The following is a 16,177-nucleotide window of genomic DNA, read 5'->3' as shown; positions in this document are numbered from 1 at the left end:
GACGGCGGGTCGAGAATCTCTCTCCCTTATAATCGAGGTTTTAGCTAGTCAGCTCCGCGACCGCATGCCTCAATCCATCGCGATCCCAAATCAACAGACCTTATCTCAAGGCGCCACGAGCTGCTCTCATACGCGCAAGAATTTCCACATTCTTATGATTGTCCTTCTCTGGGCAGTCATTTATATTCCGGGGCTTTTCACGCCCCCCTTGCTCGACGACGCGGATTCAGTCCACGCCGAAGCTGCACGTGAAATGCTGGTCCGCCATGACTGGGTGACGCTCTACGCCAATGGAATTCGTTATTTGGAGAAAGCCCCTTTTATGTACTGGGGCATTGCCGCTAGTTTCAAGCTGTTCGGCGTAAGCGAATGGAGCGCACGTCTGCCCCTGGCGCTCGGCGTTTTGGCGCTGCTGCTCGCCACCTACGGTCTGGGAAAACGCGCCTATGGCGAAGTGGGCGGATTCTACTCTGCATTGGTGCTCGCCACCTGCCTGGGAATTTACCTCTTCACCCGTTTTCAGATCCCCGACGTCTTGGTTGCCCTCTGGTTGGCGCTCGGTTTTTATTTTTTCCTGCGCACGCTCAAAGAGCAGCCGCCATCGCGGTTGGCGTGTTGGGGATTAGCTGGGACTGTCGCCCTCAATGTGCTCACCAAAGGGTTGATCGGGCTCGTCTTCCCGGGTGCAATCATATTCACCTTCCTGCTGCTCACCGGGAATCTGCGCCACTTGCTGCGGATGCGCTTGCTCTCCAGTGCCGCGGTGTTTTTGGCGATTGCCGCGCCCTGGCACATCCTGGCGGCGCTTCGCAATCCCACCCAGGGCAGCGTGCGCGGGTTTCTTTGGTTTTATTTCGTAAACGAACACTTCCTGCGTTATCTGAACAAGCGAGTGCCCCGCGACTACGATACCGTGCCGTTGCTTGTCTTCTGGGGACTACTCTTGCTGTGGCTGGCGCCGTGGAGTGCATTTCTGCCGCAAGCCATACGTAGCATTCCATTGCGGCTGCGCAGCCTGCGTTCAGGGCTGAACCACGAGCAACGCGCCAATTTGTTGTTTGCCATCTGGGCGTTGGTGATTGTCTTCTTCTTCAGTTTCTCTACTCGCCAGGAGTACTACACGCTCCCTGGGGTGCCCGCACTGGCACTGCTGATTGGAGGCTGGCTGGCACGAGAATCAGTGGCGGCTCCGGAATCACCGGATCGGCGGGCGGGGAGAATCTCGTCCGGAATCTTGTTCGCAATCGGCGTTCTCGGTTGCGCAGTCGGATTGCTGCTGTTGTCATGGTCGCGCGCCGTTCCGCCCGGCAGTGACCTCGCGGAACTGCTCAGGAAGAATCCGCAGGATTACGCTCTCTCCTTCGGACACATCTTTGATTTAACTCCGCAGGCGCTCGGAGTGTTTCGCGATCCTCTACTGGGAGTCAGCCTGGCGCTGCTGCTCGGCACGGGATTGAACTGGCTGTTCCGCCGGCGCGGCGCGCCGGCGAACGGCAATCTGGCGCTGGCAGCCATGATGGTGGCCCTGCTCTCCTGCGTGCATGCGGCTTTGGTTACCTTCTCGCCGATTCTCTCCTCCAAGCAGCTTGCGGTGGCGATTCAGAAAGAATACCGGCCGGGAGACGTGATTGTGATCGCCGGCGAATACGAACAGGGTTCTACGTTGAACTTCTACACCGGAGTCCCGGTGCGCATCCTGCACGCGCGCAGCGCGAATCTTTGGTATGGATCATTCTTCCCTGACGCGCCGCAGGTCTTCGAGACCCAGGATTCATTCGAACGCCTGTGGAAGGGCGCATCGCGCGTGTTTCTCTGGAGCGACCAGGAGCAACCTCCCCAGCTATCCGGTCTGACTTCCTACGAATTGGCCCACGGCGGGGGGAAATACATCTACACGAATCAGGCTGTGGCGCACTAGGCGGCGGGATACAACCGCTTGTCACGAAGTAAGAATTTGCGGCCGCGCCAAGTGATGGTGTGGCCGACGAAGCTCCCCAGCCAGATAATTGCTGCCACCAGTTCTCGCATCGGAACTAGCCAAAGATCGCGCCAGACTTGCCGGTCGTGCAACACCCCGTGACCGACAACCGTCGCCATCAGCAATCGGGTGATTAGCACCGTGCCCAACAAAGCCCATGCCCAGGGCGCTCCTCGTGAAAAAATCACGGCGAGAATGGCCCAGGGCAGTCCGAATGTGAATGCCAACCCCAGATAGCCATAGCGCCGGGAATCCCGAGTGCTCCTTCCCCAACGCAATTGATGATTAAAGAACTCGCCCAGCGAGTAATCCGGAACTGACGTGTCAACGATTACGTCGGCAAGCGCAACCTCAAAGCTAGTCTGCGAAATCCGATAACCGAGTTCGAAATCGTCGGCCAGATAATCCAACAGCGGATCAAAGCCTCCGATTGCCTGCAGGGCTTCCCGACGCATCGCCAGAGTAGAGCCCAGAGCAAAGTGCATGCCATGCTCAATCTTTCTGGCGGTCAGCACTCCCGGCATAAATTCCGTGCTGATGCCGATCGCCTCCAGCCGTGAGCCGATGGACGTTCCGGCATGGCCCCGGTACAAGCAAGTAACGAGGCCGGCCTCCGGACTTTGAAATGGCTGCATGATTTGCCGGAGGTAATCGCTCGGGACGTGAATATCGCTATCGTTCACCAGCACATATTCGTACTTGGCCAGCGGCAGCATCTGAATCAGATTGCTGACCTTGGTGTTGGGGCCGAGGTCGCGAGAACAGTGGACTAACTGGATCGAGCGTTGGGGAAATTCCAATTTCAGCCGCTCAACCAGTGGAATCACCGGATCATCGGGCTCGCTGACGCCGAAAATGAGCTCGTATTCTGGATAATCCAGCAAGCAATGGCTACGGAAGCTCTCGTACATGTGCGGATCAGTGCCGCGCAGCGGCTTGAGTATCGAAACCGGCGGGGTAAATGCGTCACCACGGGCGCCTCTTGCCGCACGGCGTTCTCGTATGTATTGCCGCGCACTCCAGATGGACAACGCATAGAAGCCGATTCCACAGACCGCCATCACTGCGCAAAAGATCTGGAGAGCTAGCTGGATTTGCATTGCCCAACGATGCGGACTGTTTCTGTGGAGTGCACCAGGAATTTACGTCACGAGTGTAGCAGAGGCTACAGAAGGAGCAGAGGCCTCAACCAGCCCGCCAGATCATCTAATTAGCAGGTTATAATCAATAAGTTGGCAGCCGGACCGGACGGTCGCTCCTGGGGGCTCTCACGAGCCACCGGGGGAGGAAAGTCCGAACTCCGCAGAGCAGTGTGCCGGATAACATCCGGGAGGCCGGGTTCAAGCCCAGCCGACGGCCAGTGCCACAGAAAATATACCGCCCCGTTTCGGCGGGGTAAGGGTGAAAAGGTGCGGTAAGAGCGCACCGCTGCCGCAGCAATGCGGCGGGCATGGCAAACCCCACACGGAGCAAGACCAAATAGGGGAGAAGATCCGCTGGCTTCGGCCGGCGGGAGCGTGCTGGCTCGGCGCGCAAGACTCCCGGGTAGGTCGCTAGAGCCGCGCAGTGATGCGCGGCCCAGAGGAATGATCGTCCTGCAGGCTTCGGCCGGCAGACAGAATTCGGCTTACAGGTCCGGCTGCTGATAACATGAAGTAATCAACCAGCTACCAAACTCTGCAACGAAAGCCACTCCCCATTTGCCCGGTTTGAATCAGGAGGAGCGCGTTGGCATTTTTTCGTAGAAAACCAGCTCCTCCGGACAACACCTCCGCCCCCGTCCCGCAACCACAGCCACGCTCTTACCGACGGAGGGAACCTCTGGTGGTTCTCGGTCTCCTGCTCATGCTCGGCGCTCTTGGAACAGTGGATTATTTCGCCACCCGGGCATACCACGCGCGGGAGGACGCCTACGGAAGACAATTCTTTGCCAAAGGCGACGCGGAACTACAGCGTGGACGGCCGGAACCGGCCATCGCAGCCCTTCGAGTTGCGCTCATGTATTCACGAGGGAACCCGCGCTACCGCCTGCGCCTGGCTCAGGCCCTAACCGCCGCCAACCATCCCAATGAGGCGCGGGCCTACCTGGAGGGTCTTTTTGAGGAAGAGCCCGGCAACGGGGTTGTCAACTTGCAATTGGCTCGCCTCGCTGCTCAGCACGGCGACGTTCCAGATGCAATTCGATTTTTTCATGCCGCGATTTACGGATTCTGGCCGGACGAGCCAGGCATAAATCGCCGCCAGGCGAGGCTCGATCTCATTGACTTTCTACTCCGCAATAAAATGAATACGCAGGCCCAATCCGAACTGGTGGCGCTCGCAGCCGACCTGCCTAACGACGTGCCCCTGCGCCTCCGTGTTGCTGGCTTGTTCACGAGGGTTCCGGACTACCGCAGCGCGCTGGGGCTGTATCGTTCCGTCCTGCAGCTGGCGCCGGGAAATCAGAACGGAGCAGCCGGAGCAGGAGAAGCCGCTTTCCAACTCGCGCAATACGGTCTCGCTGGCCACTATTTGCGTGACGCAGTGGTGGAAGATCCGAAGGATTCCCGCTCTGACCAGTTGCTCTCAACCGTAAATCTGATGAGCGTTGTGAACCCCTCCCGCCGGGGATTGACCCTCCGCGAACGAGCCACCAGGAGCGTGTCGGCCTTTACGCAGGCTGGCGATCGCCTCAAACAGTGTGCCGAGTCGAAAGGTCAGAGTTTGAGCAATCTGGACTCGACGTCCGATTTGGAAGCGCTGTACATGCAATGGAAACAGATGAGTCCCGGCATAACTTCGGCGAGGCTTCGGCGCCAGCCGGAGTTCATTGATGCCGCCATGGATCTAGTGTTTCAAATTGAAGACCAGACCAGCAGACTTTGTGGCACGCCCACCGGAACTGATCTTGCCCTTCTCCTGCTCTCCCGCCGCCGGGAAGACCCTGAACGTTGAGCGATTCCTTACAATAGAGAACGATGACGATGAGTGCTACCGAAGTGAGCCCAGTGCTAGATGTTGCTGGCGATGTACAGCGGCGTCGCTTGCTCTACCGTTTGGGATTGTCGGAAGACCATTTCTTCCTGGTTCTCGCCATCTTCATTGGAGTCCTCTCTGGTCTGGCCGTAGTGTGCTTTCGGGTTTGCATTGAGTGGCTTCGCTTCGTGCTGCTGGGCCCTACTTTAGAACCCCACAATACTCGCTTGTTACTGGCCCCCGGCATCGCCGGGCTTGTAGTTGCGGTGTTGGTGATGAGGATTTTTCCTCGAGTCAGGGGCAGTGGCGTCAACCAGACCAAAGCCGCGCTCTACATCTATGACGGCTATATTCCTCTTCGCACGGCGGTGGGGAAGTTCATCACCTCTGCACTGGCGATCGGGGCGGGGCACTCTCTCGGACCCGAAGATCCGTCGCTGCAGATCGGTGCATCACTGGCGTCAGCACTCGGACGCTGGTTGCATCTCTCACGAGAGAAGTTGCGCTTGATTGCCCCGGTTGGAGCTGCGGCAGGTTTGGCGGCTGCTTTTAATGCCCCAATCTCCGCCGTCCTGTTTGTAATCGAGGAGGTCATTGGACGTTGGAGCGCGGGCATACTAGGTTCGGTAGTTCTCTCAGCAGTCTCTAGCGTCGTCATTGCACGCTGGTTCCTCGGGTCGGAGCCTTTGTTTCACATCCCGCCGGTCACCTCAGTACGCCCTGGTGAGTTGGCCGCATACGTGGTTTTGGGGCTGGTCGGTGGAGTTGCTTCTGTCGTATTCGCGAAAGGTGTCGCGGCCGCGCGCGCTCGCCTGAAGGCCGCACCGCAATGGACGCAGTATTTTCAGCCTGCGGTTGCGGGTCTGCTGATTGGACTCATCGGCTATCTCGGTGTGCCGCATGTCATGGGCGCGGGATACGTCTTCATTGACCAGGCGATGCACGATCAATTTACGTGGGAGTTCCTGGGGATTTTGGCAGGACTGAAGATCCTGGCGACTACGCTTTCATTTACCAGCGGCACGCCGGGAGGGATGTTTGCTCCGACCTTGTTCATCGGCGCAATGCTGGGTGGAGCAGTGGGAGGTTTTGAACGCCACTTTTTCCCCCACATGGCCGGCTCCGTAGGAACATATGCTTTGGTGGGCATGGGCGTATTGTTCGCCGGTTTTCTGCGGGCCCCCATGACATCCGTCTTCATGGTGCTGGAAGTCAGCGGGAATTACTCAATCATAATTCCGGTGATGGTAGCGAACACCATCGCGTATCTCATCTCCCGCAGCCTGCAACCCACTCCAATTTTTGACCTGCTCTCAAGACAGGACGGCGTCGAGTTGCCGTCGCTCGAGCAGCAGCGTGAACAACCCATCCTGCGCGTGGAGGACGCAATGCGGACCCCGGCCGTCGCCGTCGTAGAAGCAGACGAGCTGTTGGAACCTGCTCTGAAGCGAGTGCAACGTCTTCCAGGAGACACCGTCTTTGTTCGACTGTCACCGATAGGATGGAACCGGGTTGAAAGGAGCTCGCTGCAGGCCCTGGTGGCAGCAGGACACGGCGACCTTACCGTGGGAGCGGCTCTGAGCAGTCCTGCGCTACCTTATTTGCATCCCGACCAGCCTCTCGATACTGCGCTGCTTTACTTACATGATCTGGCTGAGATTCCGGTGGTTCACCGCGCCGATTTTCGAAAGCTCGAGGGCATAATTTCTCTAGAGGATGTGATTAGGCGCTACGGCTTACAAGGCAGGAATCGAGAATAAAAAAGGCCACTGGATCCTGTTAGGCTATTTCGCCAAAACGCCGGCGCCAATAATGGTTGGGTTTGAAAGCGTGCGTCTGGTATGGCTTGCTCGAGGCCGCACAGCGCTGCTCAATCTGGCATCCGTGGCGACAGAAGACGGACCCTGGCTTTGAGCAACGACATCTCCGGTCTGAAAGTTCAAGGCTCGTGAGATGAAGATATGTTCGCCGAAGAGACGTATTTGAGCCACGGCACGCGAGGTGGTCTGCAGCCACATTCCGTCCACGCTCCCGAATGCAAGGCTAACGTGAAGTTTTTTGATCCACCATGATGGACTCTTGCTTAGGTCGCCCTCAACCTTGAGCGGAAGATAGGTTCTTTCGTCCACCCACACCCGGCCCTCCACCAGATCTTCGCTCTTGTGTTTTGGCTCCACAGCCAGCACATGGCAGGCGCGACCGTCCACCCACTCACGTCCCACATATTGGAAGTCGTAAGTCGCGGATGTAAGCCCGTAGTTTTGGCTTCCATGGGCCAATTTGGCCTCATGATCCAGGATCTGGCGGACGATCTTGGCCCCGCGCGAGTTCCCCTGGACTTCCTCGATGGAATAAGTTTTGGTATCTGGAGGGACAAAATTGATCCGCGCCATCACCTCGGAGTCCGGCTTGTCGTTGCCCTGGGCAAAGAAGCGGTAGTCGCGGGTGACGCTATAAGCGCGCAGGTGCTCACGGCTGGCCAGCTGCGCTTGCTCCAGATGGGTGACAATTCCTGGCACATCGGCTTTAACTGACTGATCTTTAATGTCTTTGCTTGCGGGCGCGCGACCATCCATGGGGAGATTGCCGGCTGACGGGGACGCAACCTTCTGACCGTAGCCAGATACCACGGCGATCGCCAGAATCAAGGACCCGAGAGTGAGTAACTCGCGATGCATAAGACCCGATGGCGCGGGTAGGTACTTTCATGTGATTAGAAGCAATTGTCCTGCCAGGAGTGGGCTTCAGCTAGGGCCCGAAAACAGGTAAATTTCCGCCTGGGAAAAGCGAACCACCGGCTCAGGAACCCTGTTTAAGGTTTCCAGCAGTGGCGGGGACGGGTATTTTCTCTCCCCCGGTGCGTATTTTTTCGCCGCCCGCCACTTCCTTGTACACGGCCAACATGCGGTTTGCCGTGGCCTCCCAAGAGAAGCGGCTCGCCTGATCGTATCCCCGTTGTTTTAGCTTTTCACGCAAACCCTGATCGAGCAGCACACGGTGCAGTCCGTGCATAATTTCAAAAACATTCTCTGGATTCACCAGGACTGCCGCCCCGGCCACGACTTCCGGCAGTGAGGTGGTGTTGGATGTGACTACGGGCGTGCCATGCGACATGGCCTCCAGCGGCGGCAGGCCGAAGCCCTCATACAGCGATGGAAAAACAAAAAGTTTCGCTGAGTCGTAGAAAATGCGCAGCACCTCGATGGGCACAAAACCAAGAAAGCGCACGTCATTTTGCACAGCGCTTCGAATCACGGTGCGGCGCAGTTCCGGCTGACGTGAGAGTTCATCCCCGATAATGATCAGCTTCAGGTCCGGGAATTTGTCTTGCTTCTCCAATTCTGCCTTCAGCGCGGAGAACGCCTCGATGATTCGCCCAACATTTTTGTGTGGGCTGATCCTGCCAGCATAAAGCAGGAACGGATAATTGACCTGATAACGCTCTGCAATGAATTGCCGGTCAGCCTCAGTCGCGTGGCCCTGCCGGAAACGCTCGTCAATAGCGTTGTAAACCACTTCTATTTTGCTGCCGGGGACGTGAAATAGAGCTTCGACCTCCCGCTTGGTGAAGTTTGAGACCGCAAATATGCGCTCGGCGCCGTTCAGCACCCTGCGCGTGAGATGGAAATGCGCTGCTCGCCGTAAACCAGAGTGGTTGCGCGCTCGATACATGTGCTCCAGCACGTCGTGCACCGTAATGACATAAGGACACAAGATGGATTGCGGTACCCAGGAGAGGTGGGGAATGTGGACCAGGTCGCAACCCAGCCGCCGCACAATGGCGCGGAACTGGGAGTAGCCACGGAACGAGACCTCGGGCGCGGTCAGCGTGACGCTTTTAAAATTTGGGGGGAGTGGCCCAATTTCGCGCACCCGCTCCGGTGCGCCGATCATGATGTAGTGATTTTCCTGGTCCAGCCGTCCCAAGGCCCGGATTATGTTGCGGATATAGGTACCGACCCCGAAGTCGGCGATCCGGCGGATATCAATGGCCACCTTCACGGGGATGAGTATAGCGTCAAATCCAGCAGCTATTTTGATCTATCAGACTGGTCTGTCAGACCCTGCTCTCAGCCTGGGCTCTGGCCCGCCGCTCTGGATATAAGGGATATTGTTCCGCCAGCTCCAGCACTTGCCGGCGAAGGCGCTTCAGCACGTCAGCTTCATTGCGATGATGTAGCGCCTCTGAAATCCAGCGTCCGATCTGCCGCATATCACCTTCACGCATCCCGCGAGTAGTCAATGCGGGCGTGCCCAGGCGGATGCCGCTTGGCTTAAGCGGAGGATTAACGTCAAAAGGAATGGCGTTCTTATTCACAGTAATGCCGGCCTCGCCCAGCGCCTTTTCTGCCTCGCTACCCAGCATACCTTGAGAGAAAACATCCACCAGCATCAGGTGAGTGTCGGTACCCCCGGAGATCACCCGGAACCCTTCGGCAGCTAAGGTCTCGGCGAGCACCCTGGCGTTCGCGACGATCTGGCGGGCGTACTCGCGGAACTCGGGTTGTAGCGCCTCGTGGAAACACACTGCCTTGGCTGCGATAATGTGGACCAAAGGTCCACCCTGATCGCCAGGGAAGACGGTCTTATCAATCGCGGTGGCGTGTTCGGCCTTCGACAGAATCATTCCTGCGCGTGGCCCGCGCAGTGTCTTGTGAGTAGTGGTGGTCACGATCTGTGCATGGGGAATCGGTGAAGGATGTACTCCTCCAGCCACCAGCCCGGCAAAGTGCGCCATGTCCACCAGGTAGAGGGCGCCGACTTTGTCCGCAATCTGCCGCATGCGCTTGAAATCGATGATGCGCGCGTATGCGCTGCCGCCGCCGATGATTAGCTTGGGATGTTCGCGTTCAGCCAGCTTTTCCAGATCGTCGTAATCAATAGTCTCGGTCTCGCGAGTTACGCCATAGGGCACCACCTTGTAGGTCTTGCCGGAAAAATTCAGGTGGTGGCCGTGCGTGAGATGGCCGCCATGAGCGAGATTCAGGCCCAGAATGGTGTCGCCCGGCTGCAGCACCGCCGAGTATGCTTCCATGTTGGCCGATGAGCCGGAGTGCGGTTGCACGTTGGCGTGTTCTGCGCCAAACAGTTGCTTGGCCCGATCGCGCGCCAGGTTCTCAACCACATCAGCAAACTCGCACCCTCCGTAGTAGCGCTTACCGGGATAGCCTTCCGCGTATTTGTTGGTGAACACCGAGCCCATCGCTTCGAGCACAGCTTCACTGACGAAATTCTCCGAAGCGATCAGCTCAAGGCCTTCGTGTTGGCGTCGGACTTCGTTATCAATGGCCGCAGCAACCTGCGGATCAACATCGGCGAGCGGGCGGTACATCGGGTCAGAATTCATAAGTTAGTTGAGTGTTGGGCTTCAACAAAATAGCGCGAGCGCTCTCACCTGCCAAGAGTCCCAATGGAGGCATTCTACGCCGATAAGCCGGAGTTTTAGAATGGAGCGCCGCCTTGTGAGAAAATCCACCTACACGATGAGCAGGCATCCCAGCGAGACCGAAAGGCTGACGAAGATCGTTGCGGCCTTTCCCAAGCTCACCATTACGGTGCTCGGGGATCTTGTAGCCGACGAGTTTGTATTCGGGGAGATTTCGCGGGTGTCGCGAGAGGCGCCGGTGCTGATCCTCAAGCATCGCGGTCGCACTGTTCTGCCGGGTGGTGGCGCCAACGCCGTGTACAACCTGGCCGACCTGGGTGTGAACGTGTTGCCCGTCGGCGTTGTGGGGGAAGACGAGCCTGGCCGGCAGCTGCTCAAACGCTTTCGGCAAAAACATATTCCCACCAGCGGCATCCTCAAAGACAAGAATTACACCACCGTGACCAAGACCCGCATACTAGCGGGCATCAGTCATTGGGGACGGCAACAGGTTGTGCGGGTAGATCGTGAGCCCGAGTCACCTCCTAATTCGCATGTGAGCAGGGAATTGATCGAGGCTGCGCGGAAATACGCCAGGGCGTCCGATGCCCTGCTGGTTTCGGATTATGGATATGGAGCAGCAACTCCGGCAATTTTCAGCGCGGTACGCGCAAATGGCAGCTTGAACAAGATTCCGGTCACTTTGGATTCACGCGCTCGGATGCTTGAATACGCAGGCGTCACAGCCGCAACCCCCAACGAACCCGAAGTTGAGCAAGCCCTGGGCGCTAGCATCGGCAATGAGTGGACCAAGCTCCTCTCAGCCGGTGAGCAAGTCATGAAAAGTATGAAGCTGGAATCGCTAGTGATTACTCGCGGACACGATGGCATGGTAGCGTTCGATCGGCGGCGAAGTCCGGTGGACATTCCAATCTTCGGCAGCGACGAAGTTGCAGATGTAACGGGTGCGGGCGATACCGTCATTGCCACCTTCACAGCAGCGCTCGCGGCAGGCGCGGATACCGAGGCAGCCGCTCAGCTGGCAAATTATGCCGGTGGCATTGTGGTGATGAAGCGGGGCACGGCAACCGTTTCTCAAAAGGAGCTGCTGGAGGCGCTGGAGAAAGCGCCTCCTGCTACCAGAGTGCATTAATGGCCGATTCGCGGACAAAAAAAGTTCTCAGCCGCACCGAATTGCAGCAGCGAGCTGACGATTGGCGGCGCAGCGGCGAGAAGATCACGCTGGCTAACGGTTGTTTTGACCTATTGCACGTGGGACATGTGCGCTACCTTCGCGCAGCCAAAGCACTAGGCGGAAAGCTCGTAGTCGGTATTAATTCTGACGAGAGCGCGCGCGGGCTTAAAGGCGAAGGGCGTCCCCTGATGCCCGCCGATGAACGCGCCGAAATCCTGGCAGCCTTGGCTGATGTTGATGCGGTGATCATCTTTCCCGAATCTGACGTACGTGCTTTGGTACGGGAGATCCACCCGGACATCCACGCCAAAGGCACGGATTACACCGCGGATAGTGTCCCGGAACGCGACACTGTGATGGAGTACGGCGGCCGGGTAGAGATTGTGGGAGATTCGAAGCTTCACTCCAGCAGCGGTTTGATCTCAGGAACCATGGCGCGGAGAAAGATTCAGCAGAAGAACATGAGCCAGCAGAGTCGTGCCCGAGCAAGCGCGGCTTCGATCAAGGAGTCCAGCACCAAGAATTCCGGCCGGTCTTAAGATGCCGACAGAGCTTTCGTCACTTGTCGTAGCGCCTCGGGAGGAGAATTCTCCTGTCGCGCCCACCAACGCTGCAACCTCACCCGCCTCCGTGAACCGAATTCTCGTTGTCCGGCTGAGTTCCATGGGCGACGTTATCCATACTATGCCTGCCGTCGCTTTGCTACGCGAAAGCTTTCCCGAAGCAACCCTCGGCTGGATCATCGAGGAGCGTTGGGCCGAATTGCTGTGTATGCCTGGTGGCGACCGCTTCGGCCGCCCCAACCTCGCAAAGCCGCTGGTGGATGCGGTGCATGTAGTGGACACCATGGCCTGGCGGTCAGCACCATTTTCAAGTGCCACCTGGAAGGGAATGTTGGCGAGTTGGCGCGAACTGCATGATGCCAGATACGATGTCGCCATTGATTTTCAAGGAGCTGCCAAAACCGCCCTGCTTGCGCGCTGCACCGGAGCGGCGCGGTATGTCGGCTTTGAAGAACCACGGGAGCACGCTGCTGGAGTTTTCTACACTCAAACTGCCGCGGGTCGCGGAAATCACGTGATTGAGCAGAGTGTCTCGCTGGCCGCGAGCTTTGCAGGTGTGGCGGCGCGTTTGCCGGAAGTCGAATTCCCCATTGATGATGCTGTGGAAGAGAAGTGCGAACGGGAGCTACGGGATCGTGGTGTGCGAAATTTTGCCATCCTGAACCCGGGCGCGGGATGGGGCGCGAAGCAGTGGCCAGCCGAGCGATATGGCGAAGTCGCCCAGGGGCTCGCAATTTCCGGCGTACCTTCAATAGTAAACTTTGGACCCGGCGAAGAAGAATTGGCCAAGCAGGTCGAGGCTGCGAGTGGGGGAGCCGCGCGGGCAATGCCGTGCTCGGTGGGTGAATTGATCGCTCTCACTCGACGCGCGCGACTGTTTATCGGCGGAGATACCGGCCCCATGCACCTGGCGGCCGCTTTACACGTTCCTGTAGTTGGGATTTTTGGCCCCACCAACCCGGTACGCAACGGACCGTTCGGTACTCGAAGCATCGTGCTGCGCAACCCGGCGAGCGAAACCACTCACGCACGCCGCCGGCAAACCGATCCCGGGCTGCTCGCCATTACCTCTGCGGAAGTGCTGCGGGCCGCAAAGGAATTGTTGGGGATTCGGCTTGCCTAGTTGGAGCGTCATTGCACGCCGCATTCGCGTGCCGCTAGGCTTCGGTTTCGCGACCGTTTACCTCTGGCTGGCGCACCCAACCTGGAAGTCAATCATCGCCGGGGCGCTGGTTTGCATTCCCGGACTGTTACTGCGGGGCTTCGCCTCCGGTCACGTTCGCAAAAATACTGAGTTGACCACGAGCGGTCCCTACGCCTATTCCCGCAATCCCTTGTATCTGGGCTCACTGATGTTGGCAGCTGGCTTTGCGATTGCCGGGCGTAGCTGGTGGATCGGCGCTGGGATGATCGTGATATTTGTGGCTGTGTACTTACCCGTGATTCATGCCGAAGAAAGATTCCTTCAGCAGCAGTTCCCGCAATTCGAAGAATACGCCCGTCGTGTGCCGCGATTTGTTCCCCGCCTGCGCACGCCAGGTTCGCCCACGGGTACCCTGGGCAGCAACTTTTCCACCGACTTATACTGGCAGCACCGTGAGTACAATTCTGTGCTGGGCGCAGTAGGCATGATGGCTGCGCTAGTGGCCAAGATGATCTGGTTGGCGCATCAATAATGGGGCCTTGCTTGCGTATCACCGCCATATTTGTGCTGGTCATCGCTGCCGAGACCACCTTGCTGATTGCCGGCTCAAAAGATGAGGAAGCAAAGCCATCGAATGGCACAGTTTCCCCAGCAGCCATTGCTGAGATTCGCCCACCGGCCCAGAACTATCGCTTCCCCGTTCATCAAACCTGGGTCTACAAGGCTGAATGGCATTCGTTCTCAGCGGGTACGGCTACGCTGCGCACAGAGTCTTCGGGTGAGTTCCGCCATGCTGTGGTAAATGCGGATACTGCGGGCTTTGTAAACATGCTGTACTCCGTACACGACCGTTTCAAAACCACAATTGATCCGCACACCTTCTGTTCCACGGCAATCACCAAGCAAACGGATGAAGGCTCACGTAAACGGGAAGTTGAACTGCGCTTCGACTATGCCCGCGGTAAGAGTGTGTTCGACGAGAGAAATCCGAAGAATGGAAATCTCAAGCACGTTGAACATGACATTCCCAAATGTGTAACCGACCTGATGTCCGGCTTCCTCTATCTAGGTTCGCTTCCGCTCGCCCCGGGGGCGGTCTACCGTTTGCCCCTGAATGATGGCGGACCCACGAACAACATTGCTGCGCAGGTGGAAAATCGCGAGCAGGTGAAGACGCCGCTGGGCAGCATTCAAGCCATTCGCATCGCTCTGGAGCCAAGCGCGGGACCGCTGAAGAACAAAGGACGACTGTGGGCGTGGTACTCCGATGACGCGCAGCACATGCTGGTACAGATTAGAGTGAAGGTGCGCTGGGGGACTCTCACGCTACGGTTAGCGAACGTGCAACGCGACTAGCTAGTTTTTTGCCAGTAATTTACGCGCGTGCTCCAGTTCCGGGCGCTCCGAGTGCGGATCGCTCACCTTTACCAGCTGCGAATAATAAGTGGCCGCGAGTTGCGAATTGCCTGTCTGCTCGGCTGCGCGTGCCGCACCGTAGATACCGTTGAAGCGGTTGGGAGTAAGCTTAAGGGCAGCTTCATATTCCGCCAGCGCCTGTTGCCGACGGTTGGTTTCGAGCAGCATGTCAGCCAGCATTTCCCGAGCGGGCATCTGGTTGGCCTCCGGGCCAGTCTTCTCCTCATCCTCGGCAATGGCCCGCATCTGCTGGACTGCGTCCTCAGGTTTTCCCTCAGCAAAGGCAAGCCAAGCAGCGGCCTCGCGACGATTGAAGTCCACGTCTTCAGAACTGTCCTTCTTGTGCTTGCCGGCTAGTGATTTTCCCAGCCCCTCAATTTGCTTCACATCCTTGAGGGTTGCGGAGCGGTCCCCTTTTCGCGCCGCTCCCATGGCGCGCACGCGGTAGATGAACGCTTTCGCCAGCGGGCCCGTGCTGTCGTAAACCGGCAGCGACGCCGCAGCCTTCCAGTCACGGGTTTCAAGCGCATAGGACGCTTGCGAAACTGCCGCAGTGTCGTTCCACTGGCCCATTTCCGAAGTGGTGCGTTTCATTTCCTCTATGACGCGTTTGGCGTTTCCCGTGCTGCCGCTCTGTAGAAATGCGTACACCAGGAAATCCATGGCGTGAAACTGGTGGCCTGCGCCGCCCATGTGCATCGCCGCCGACTTGCGCGTGGCCGCCACGGAGGCCAGATTGGAATTAATGTCGTCCTGCCAAAGTCCCAAGCGGCTAAAGATATGAGACGGCATGTGCAGGGCGTGCGGCGCCGCGGGGGCGATCTGGGCGTAGCGGCGGGCCGCAGGCAGACCTTGCGCCGCCAGCTGGGGCGTGTCATAGGAATGGATCAGGTAGTGGGCCACGCCGGGATGATTCGGCTCTTCCGCAAAAACCTTCTCCAGCACGGCCGCAGCCTTCTTCCGAGGTTCGAGCGAGACATGATGCTCCGGCTCGGCGCCTAACAGAGCCAGCGCGTAAAAGATCGCCGCTTCATGGTCTTCGGGATTGCGCTGGTACACTTTTTCCATTGCATTAGCGTAATTGCCGGCGCGGGTGGCGTGGTCAAGTTTGCCGGAGTCCTGGTAAAACTCACGGAGGGCGCTGATGTAGTCGCGCTCACGATCCGTCTTAGCGCCCATGGACGTGGCCTTTTTCAGCGCATCCCATCCCTGCTTGAGGCTGTCTGAACTGGGATGCTCCCATAGCGGATGCCAGAGACTCATAGCTACTCCCCAGTGGGCCATTGCGCAGTGCTTGTCCTGTTGGGCAACGCTGTTGAACGCCTTTTCCGCCTCCTCGTACCAGAAGGAGTGCAGCAGGGCTACACCTCGGGTGAATGTTGCCTGCGCGGCCGCCGAACATGACACTGGGAAGTTCACGTTGCCCAGGTCTTCTCCCCCGGAATGGTGGTGACCTTCGTGCTCGTCATCCGCGAGCGCGCTAATCTGGAGAAATAAGAAGGGCAACAGCAAAGCAGCCCCAAGAGACGGCAGGAGACGTTTTCGCATTGGAAACTCCCGA

General features: G+C 58.1%; 13 protein-coding genes and 1 other RNA gene. 9 read left to right on the top strand and 5 right to left on the bottom strand.

Features of this window, described 5'->3' with window-relative positions:
• The first annotated feature begins 154 nt into the window (after positions 1–154).
• The gene (locus tag VFA76_13990; protein HZR32951.1) at positions 155–1,918 is read left to right on the top strand and encodes a glycosyltransferase family 39 protein; all 1,764 of its coding nucleotides are present in this window, start codon (positions 155–157) and stop codon (positions 1,916–1,918) included.
• On the opposite strand, the gene hpnI is transcribed toward VFA76_13990, so the two are convergent.
• The gene (gene hpnI / locus VFA76_13985) at positions 1,915–3,078 is read right to left on the bottom strand and encodes a bacteriohopanetetrol glucosamine biosynthesis glycosyltransferase HpnI (GenBank protein HZR32950.1); all 1,164 of its coding nucleotides are present in this window, start codon (positions 3,076–3,078) and stop codon (positions 1,915–1,917) included. The two genes, VFA76_13990 and hpnI, sit on opposite strands and share 4 nt — an antisense overlap.
• A gap of 136 nt (positions 3,079–3,214) precedes the next feature.
• On the opposite strand from hpnI, the gene rnpB reads away from it, so the two are divergent.
• The 3 genes from rnpB (at position 3,215) to VFA76_13970 (ending at position 6,693) form a co-directional block, all read left to right on the top strand.
• Positions 3,215–3,624, top strand: an RNA gene (rnpB, locus tag VFA76_13980) — RNase P RNA component class A.
• Between the two features lie 178 nt (positions 3,625–3,802).
• Entirely contained in the window at positions 3,803–4,912 is a 1,110-nt protein-coding gene (locus VFA76_13975) for a tetratricopeptide repeat protein (protein ID HZR32949.1), read from the top strand.
• Positions 4,913–4,941: 29 nt separating this feature from the next.
• Complete coding sequence (locus VFA76_13970) at positions 4,942–6,693, top strand: chloride channel protein (protein ID HZR32948.1); 1,752 nt, start codon at positions 4,942–4,944, stop codon at positions 6,691–6,693.
• A 24-nt stretch (positions 6,694–6,717) separates the two neighbouring features.
• On the opposite strand, the gene VFA76_13965 is transcribed toward VFA76_13970, so the two are convergent.
• The 3 genes from VFA76_13965 to glyA all read right to left on the bottom strand — a co-directional run bounded on the left by VFA76_13965 (position 6,718) and on the right by glyA (position 10,280).
• Entirely contained in the window at positions 6,718–7,611 is an 894-nt protein-coding gene (locus tag VFA76_13965; GenBank protein ID HZR32947.1) for an outer membrane lipoprotein-sorting protein, read from the bottom strand.
• 121 nt (positions 7,612–7,732) lie between these two features.
• Positions 7,733–8,935 carry a glycosyltransferase family 1 protein gene (locus tag VFA76_13960; GenBank protein ID HZR32946.1) on the bottom strand — a complete coding sequence of 401 codons (1,203 nt, stop codon included), beginning with the start codon at positions 8,933–8,935 and terminating at the stop codon, positions 7,733–7,735.
• A 55-nt stretch (positions 8,936–8,990) separates the two neighbouring features.
• Positions 8,991–10,280, bottom strand: coding sequence for a serine hydroxymethyltransferase (glyA, locus tag VFA76_13955; protein ID HZR32945.1), 1,290 nt, complete (start codon positions 10,278–10,280; stop codon positions 8,991–8,993).
• A 100-nt stretch (positions 10,281–10,380) separates the two neighbouring features.
• Between glyA and VFA76_13950 the strand changes: the two genes are divergently transcribed.
• The 5 genes from VFA76_13950 to VFA76_13930 are packed head-to-tail and all read left to right on the top strand — an operon-like array spanning position 10,381 to position 14,556.
• Positions 10,381–11,451 carry a PfkB family carbohydrate kinase gene (locus tag VFA76_13950; protein HZR32944.1) on the top strand — a complete coding sequence of 357 codons (1,071 nt, stop codon included), beginning with the start codon at positions 10,381–10,383 and terminating at the stop codon, positions 11,449–11,451.
• Entirely contained in the window at positions 11,451–12,032 is a 582-nt protein-coding gene (locus VFA76_13945) for an adenylyltransferase/cytidyltransferase family protein (GenBank protein HZR32943.1), read from the top strand. Before VFA76_13950 ends, VFA76_13945 begins: the two co-directional genes overlap by 1 nt.
• Before the next feature lies 1 nt (position 12,033).
• Positions 12,034–13,179, top strand: a complete 1,146-nt coding sequence (locus VFA76_13940) for a glycosyltransferase family 9 protein (protein HZR32942.1) — start codon at positions 12,034–12,036, stop codon at positions 13,177–13,179.
• Positions 13,172–13,732 carry an isoprenylcysteine carboxylmethyltransferase family protein gene (locus tag VFA76_13935; GenBank protein HZR32941.1) on the top strand — a complete coding sequence of 187 codons (561 nt, stop codon included), beginning with the start codon at positions 13,172–13,174 and terminating at the stop codon, positions 13,730–13,732. The genes VFA76_13940 and VFA76_13935 overlap by 8 nt, the downstream gene beginning before the upstream one ends.
• Positions 13,732–14,556, top strand: coding sequence for a DUF3108 domain-containing protein (locus tag VFA76_13930; protein ID HZR32940.1), 825 nt, complete (start codon positions 13,732–13,734; stop codon positions 14,554–14,556). The genes VFA76_13935 and VFA76_13930 overlap by 1 nt, the downstream gene beginning before the upstream one ends.
• Here VFA76_13930 and VFA76_13925 read toward each other — a convergent pair whose 3' ends face one another.
• A complete protein-coding gene (locus VFA76_13925) occupies positions 14,557–16,164 on the bottom strand; it encodes a hypothetical protein (GenBank protein ID HZR32939.1) in 1,608 nt (535 codons plus the stop codon).
• Positions 16,165–16,177 lie beyond the last annotated feature (13 nt).

The sequence above is a fragment of the Terriglobales bacterium genome (assembly GCA_035651655.1).
Classification (GTDB): Bacteria; Acidobacteriota; Terriglobia; order Terriglobales; family Acidobacteriaceae; genus DASRFG01.
Note: the sequence above shows the minus strand (reverse complement) of the source record. Positions and strands in the feature narration are given on the sequence as shown.

Bases quoted from the DNA above. Each gene is read 5' to 3' on its own strand.
- VFA76_13990 (HZR32951.1), top strand. From the start codon at position 155: ATGATTGTCCTTCTCTGGGCAGTCATTTATATTCCGGGGCTTTTCACG.
- hpnI (HZR32950.1), bottom strand. From the start codon at position 3,078: ATGCAAATCCAGCTAGCTCTCCAGATCTTTTGCGCAGTGATGGCGGTC.
- VFA76_13970 (HZR32948.1), top strand. From the start codon at position 4,942: ATGAGTGCTACCGAAGTGAGCCCAGTGCTAGATGTTGCTGGCGATGTA.
- VFA76_13965 (HZR32947.1), bottom strand. From the start codon at position 7,611: ATGCATCGCGAGTTACTCACTCTCGGGTCCTTGATTCTGGCGATCGCC.
- glyA (HZR32945.1), bottom strand. From the start codon at position 10,280: ATGAATTCTGACCCGATGTACCGCCCGCTCGCCGATGTTGATCCGCAG.
- VFA76_13950 (HZR32944.1), top strand. From the start codon at position 10,381: ATGGAGCGCCGCCTTGTGAGAAAATCCACCTACACGATGAGCAGGCAT.
- VFA76_13945 (HZR32943.1), top strand. From the start codon at position 11,451: ATGGCCGATTCGCGGACAAAAAAAGTTCTCAGCCGCACCGAATTGCAG.
- VFA76_13940 (HZR32942.1), top strand. From the start codon at position 12,034: ATGCCGACAGAGCTTTCGTCACTTGTCGTAGCGCCTCGGGAGGAGAAT.
- VFA76_13930 (HZR32940.1), top strand. From the start codon at position 13,732: ATGGGGCCTTGCTTGCGTATCACCGCCATATTTGTGCTGGTCATCGCT.
- VFA76_13925 (HZR32939.1), bottom strand. From the start codon at position 16,164: ATGCGAAAACGTCTCCTGCCGTCTCTTGGGGCTGCTTTGCTGTTGCCC.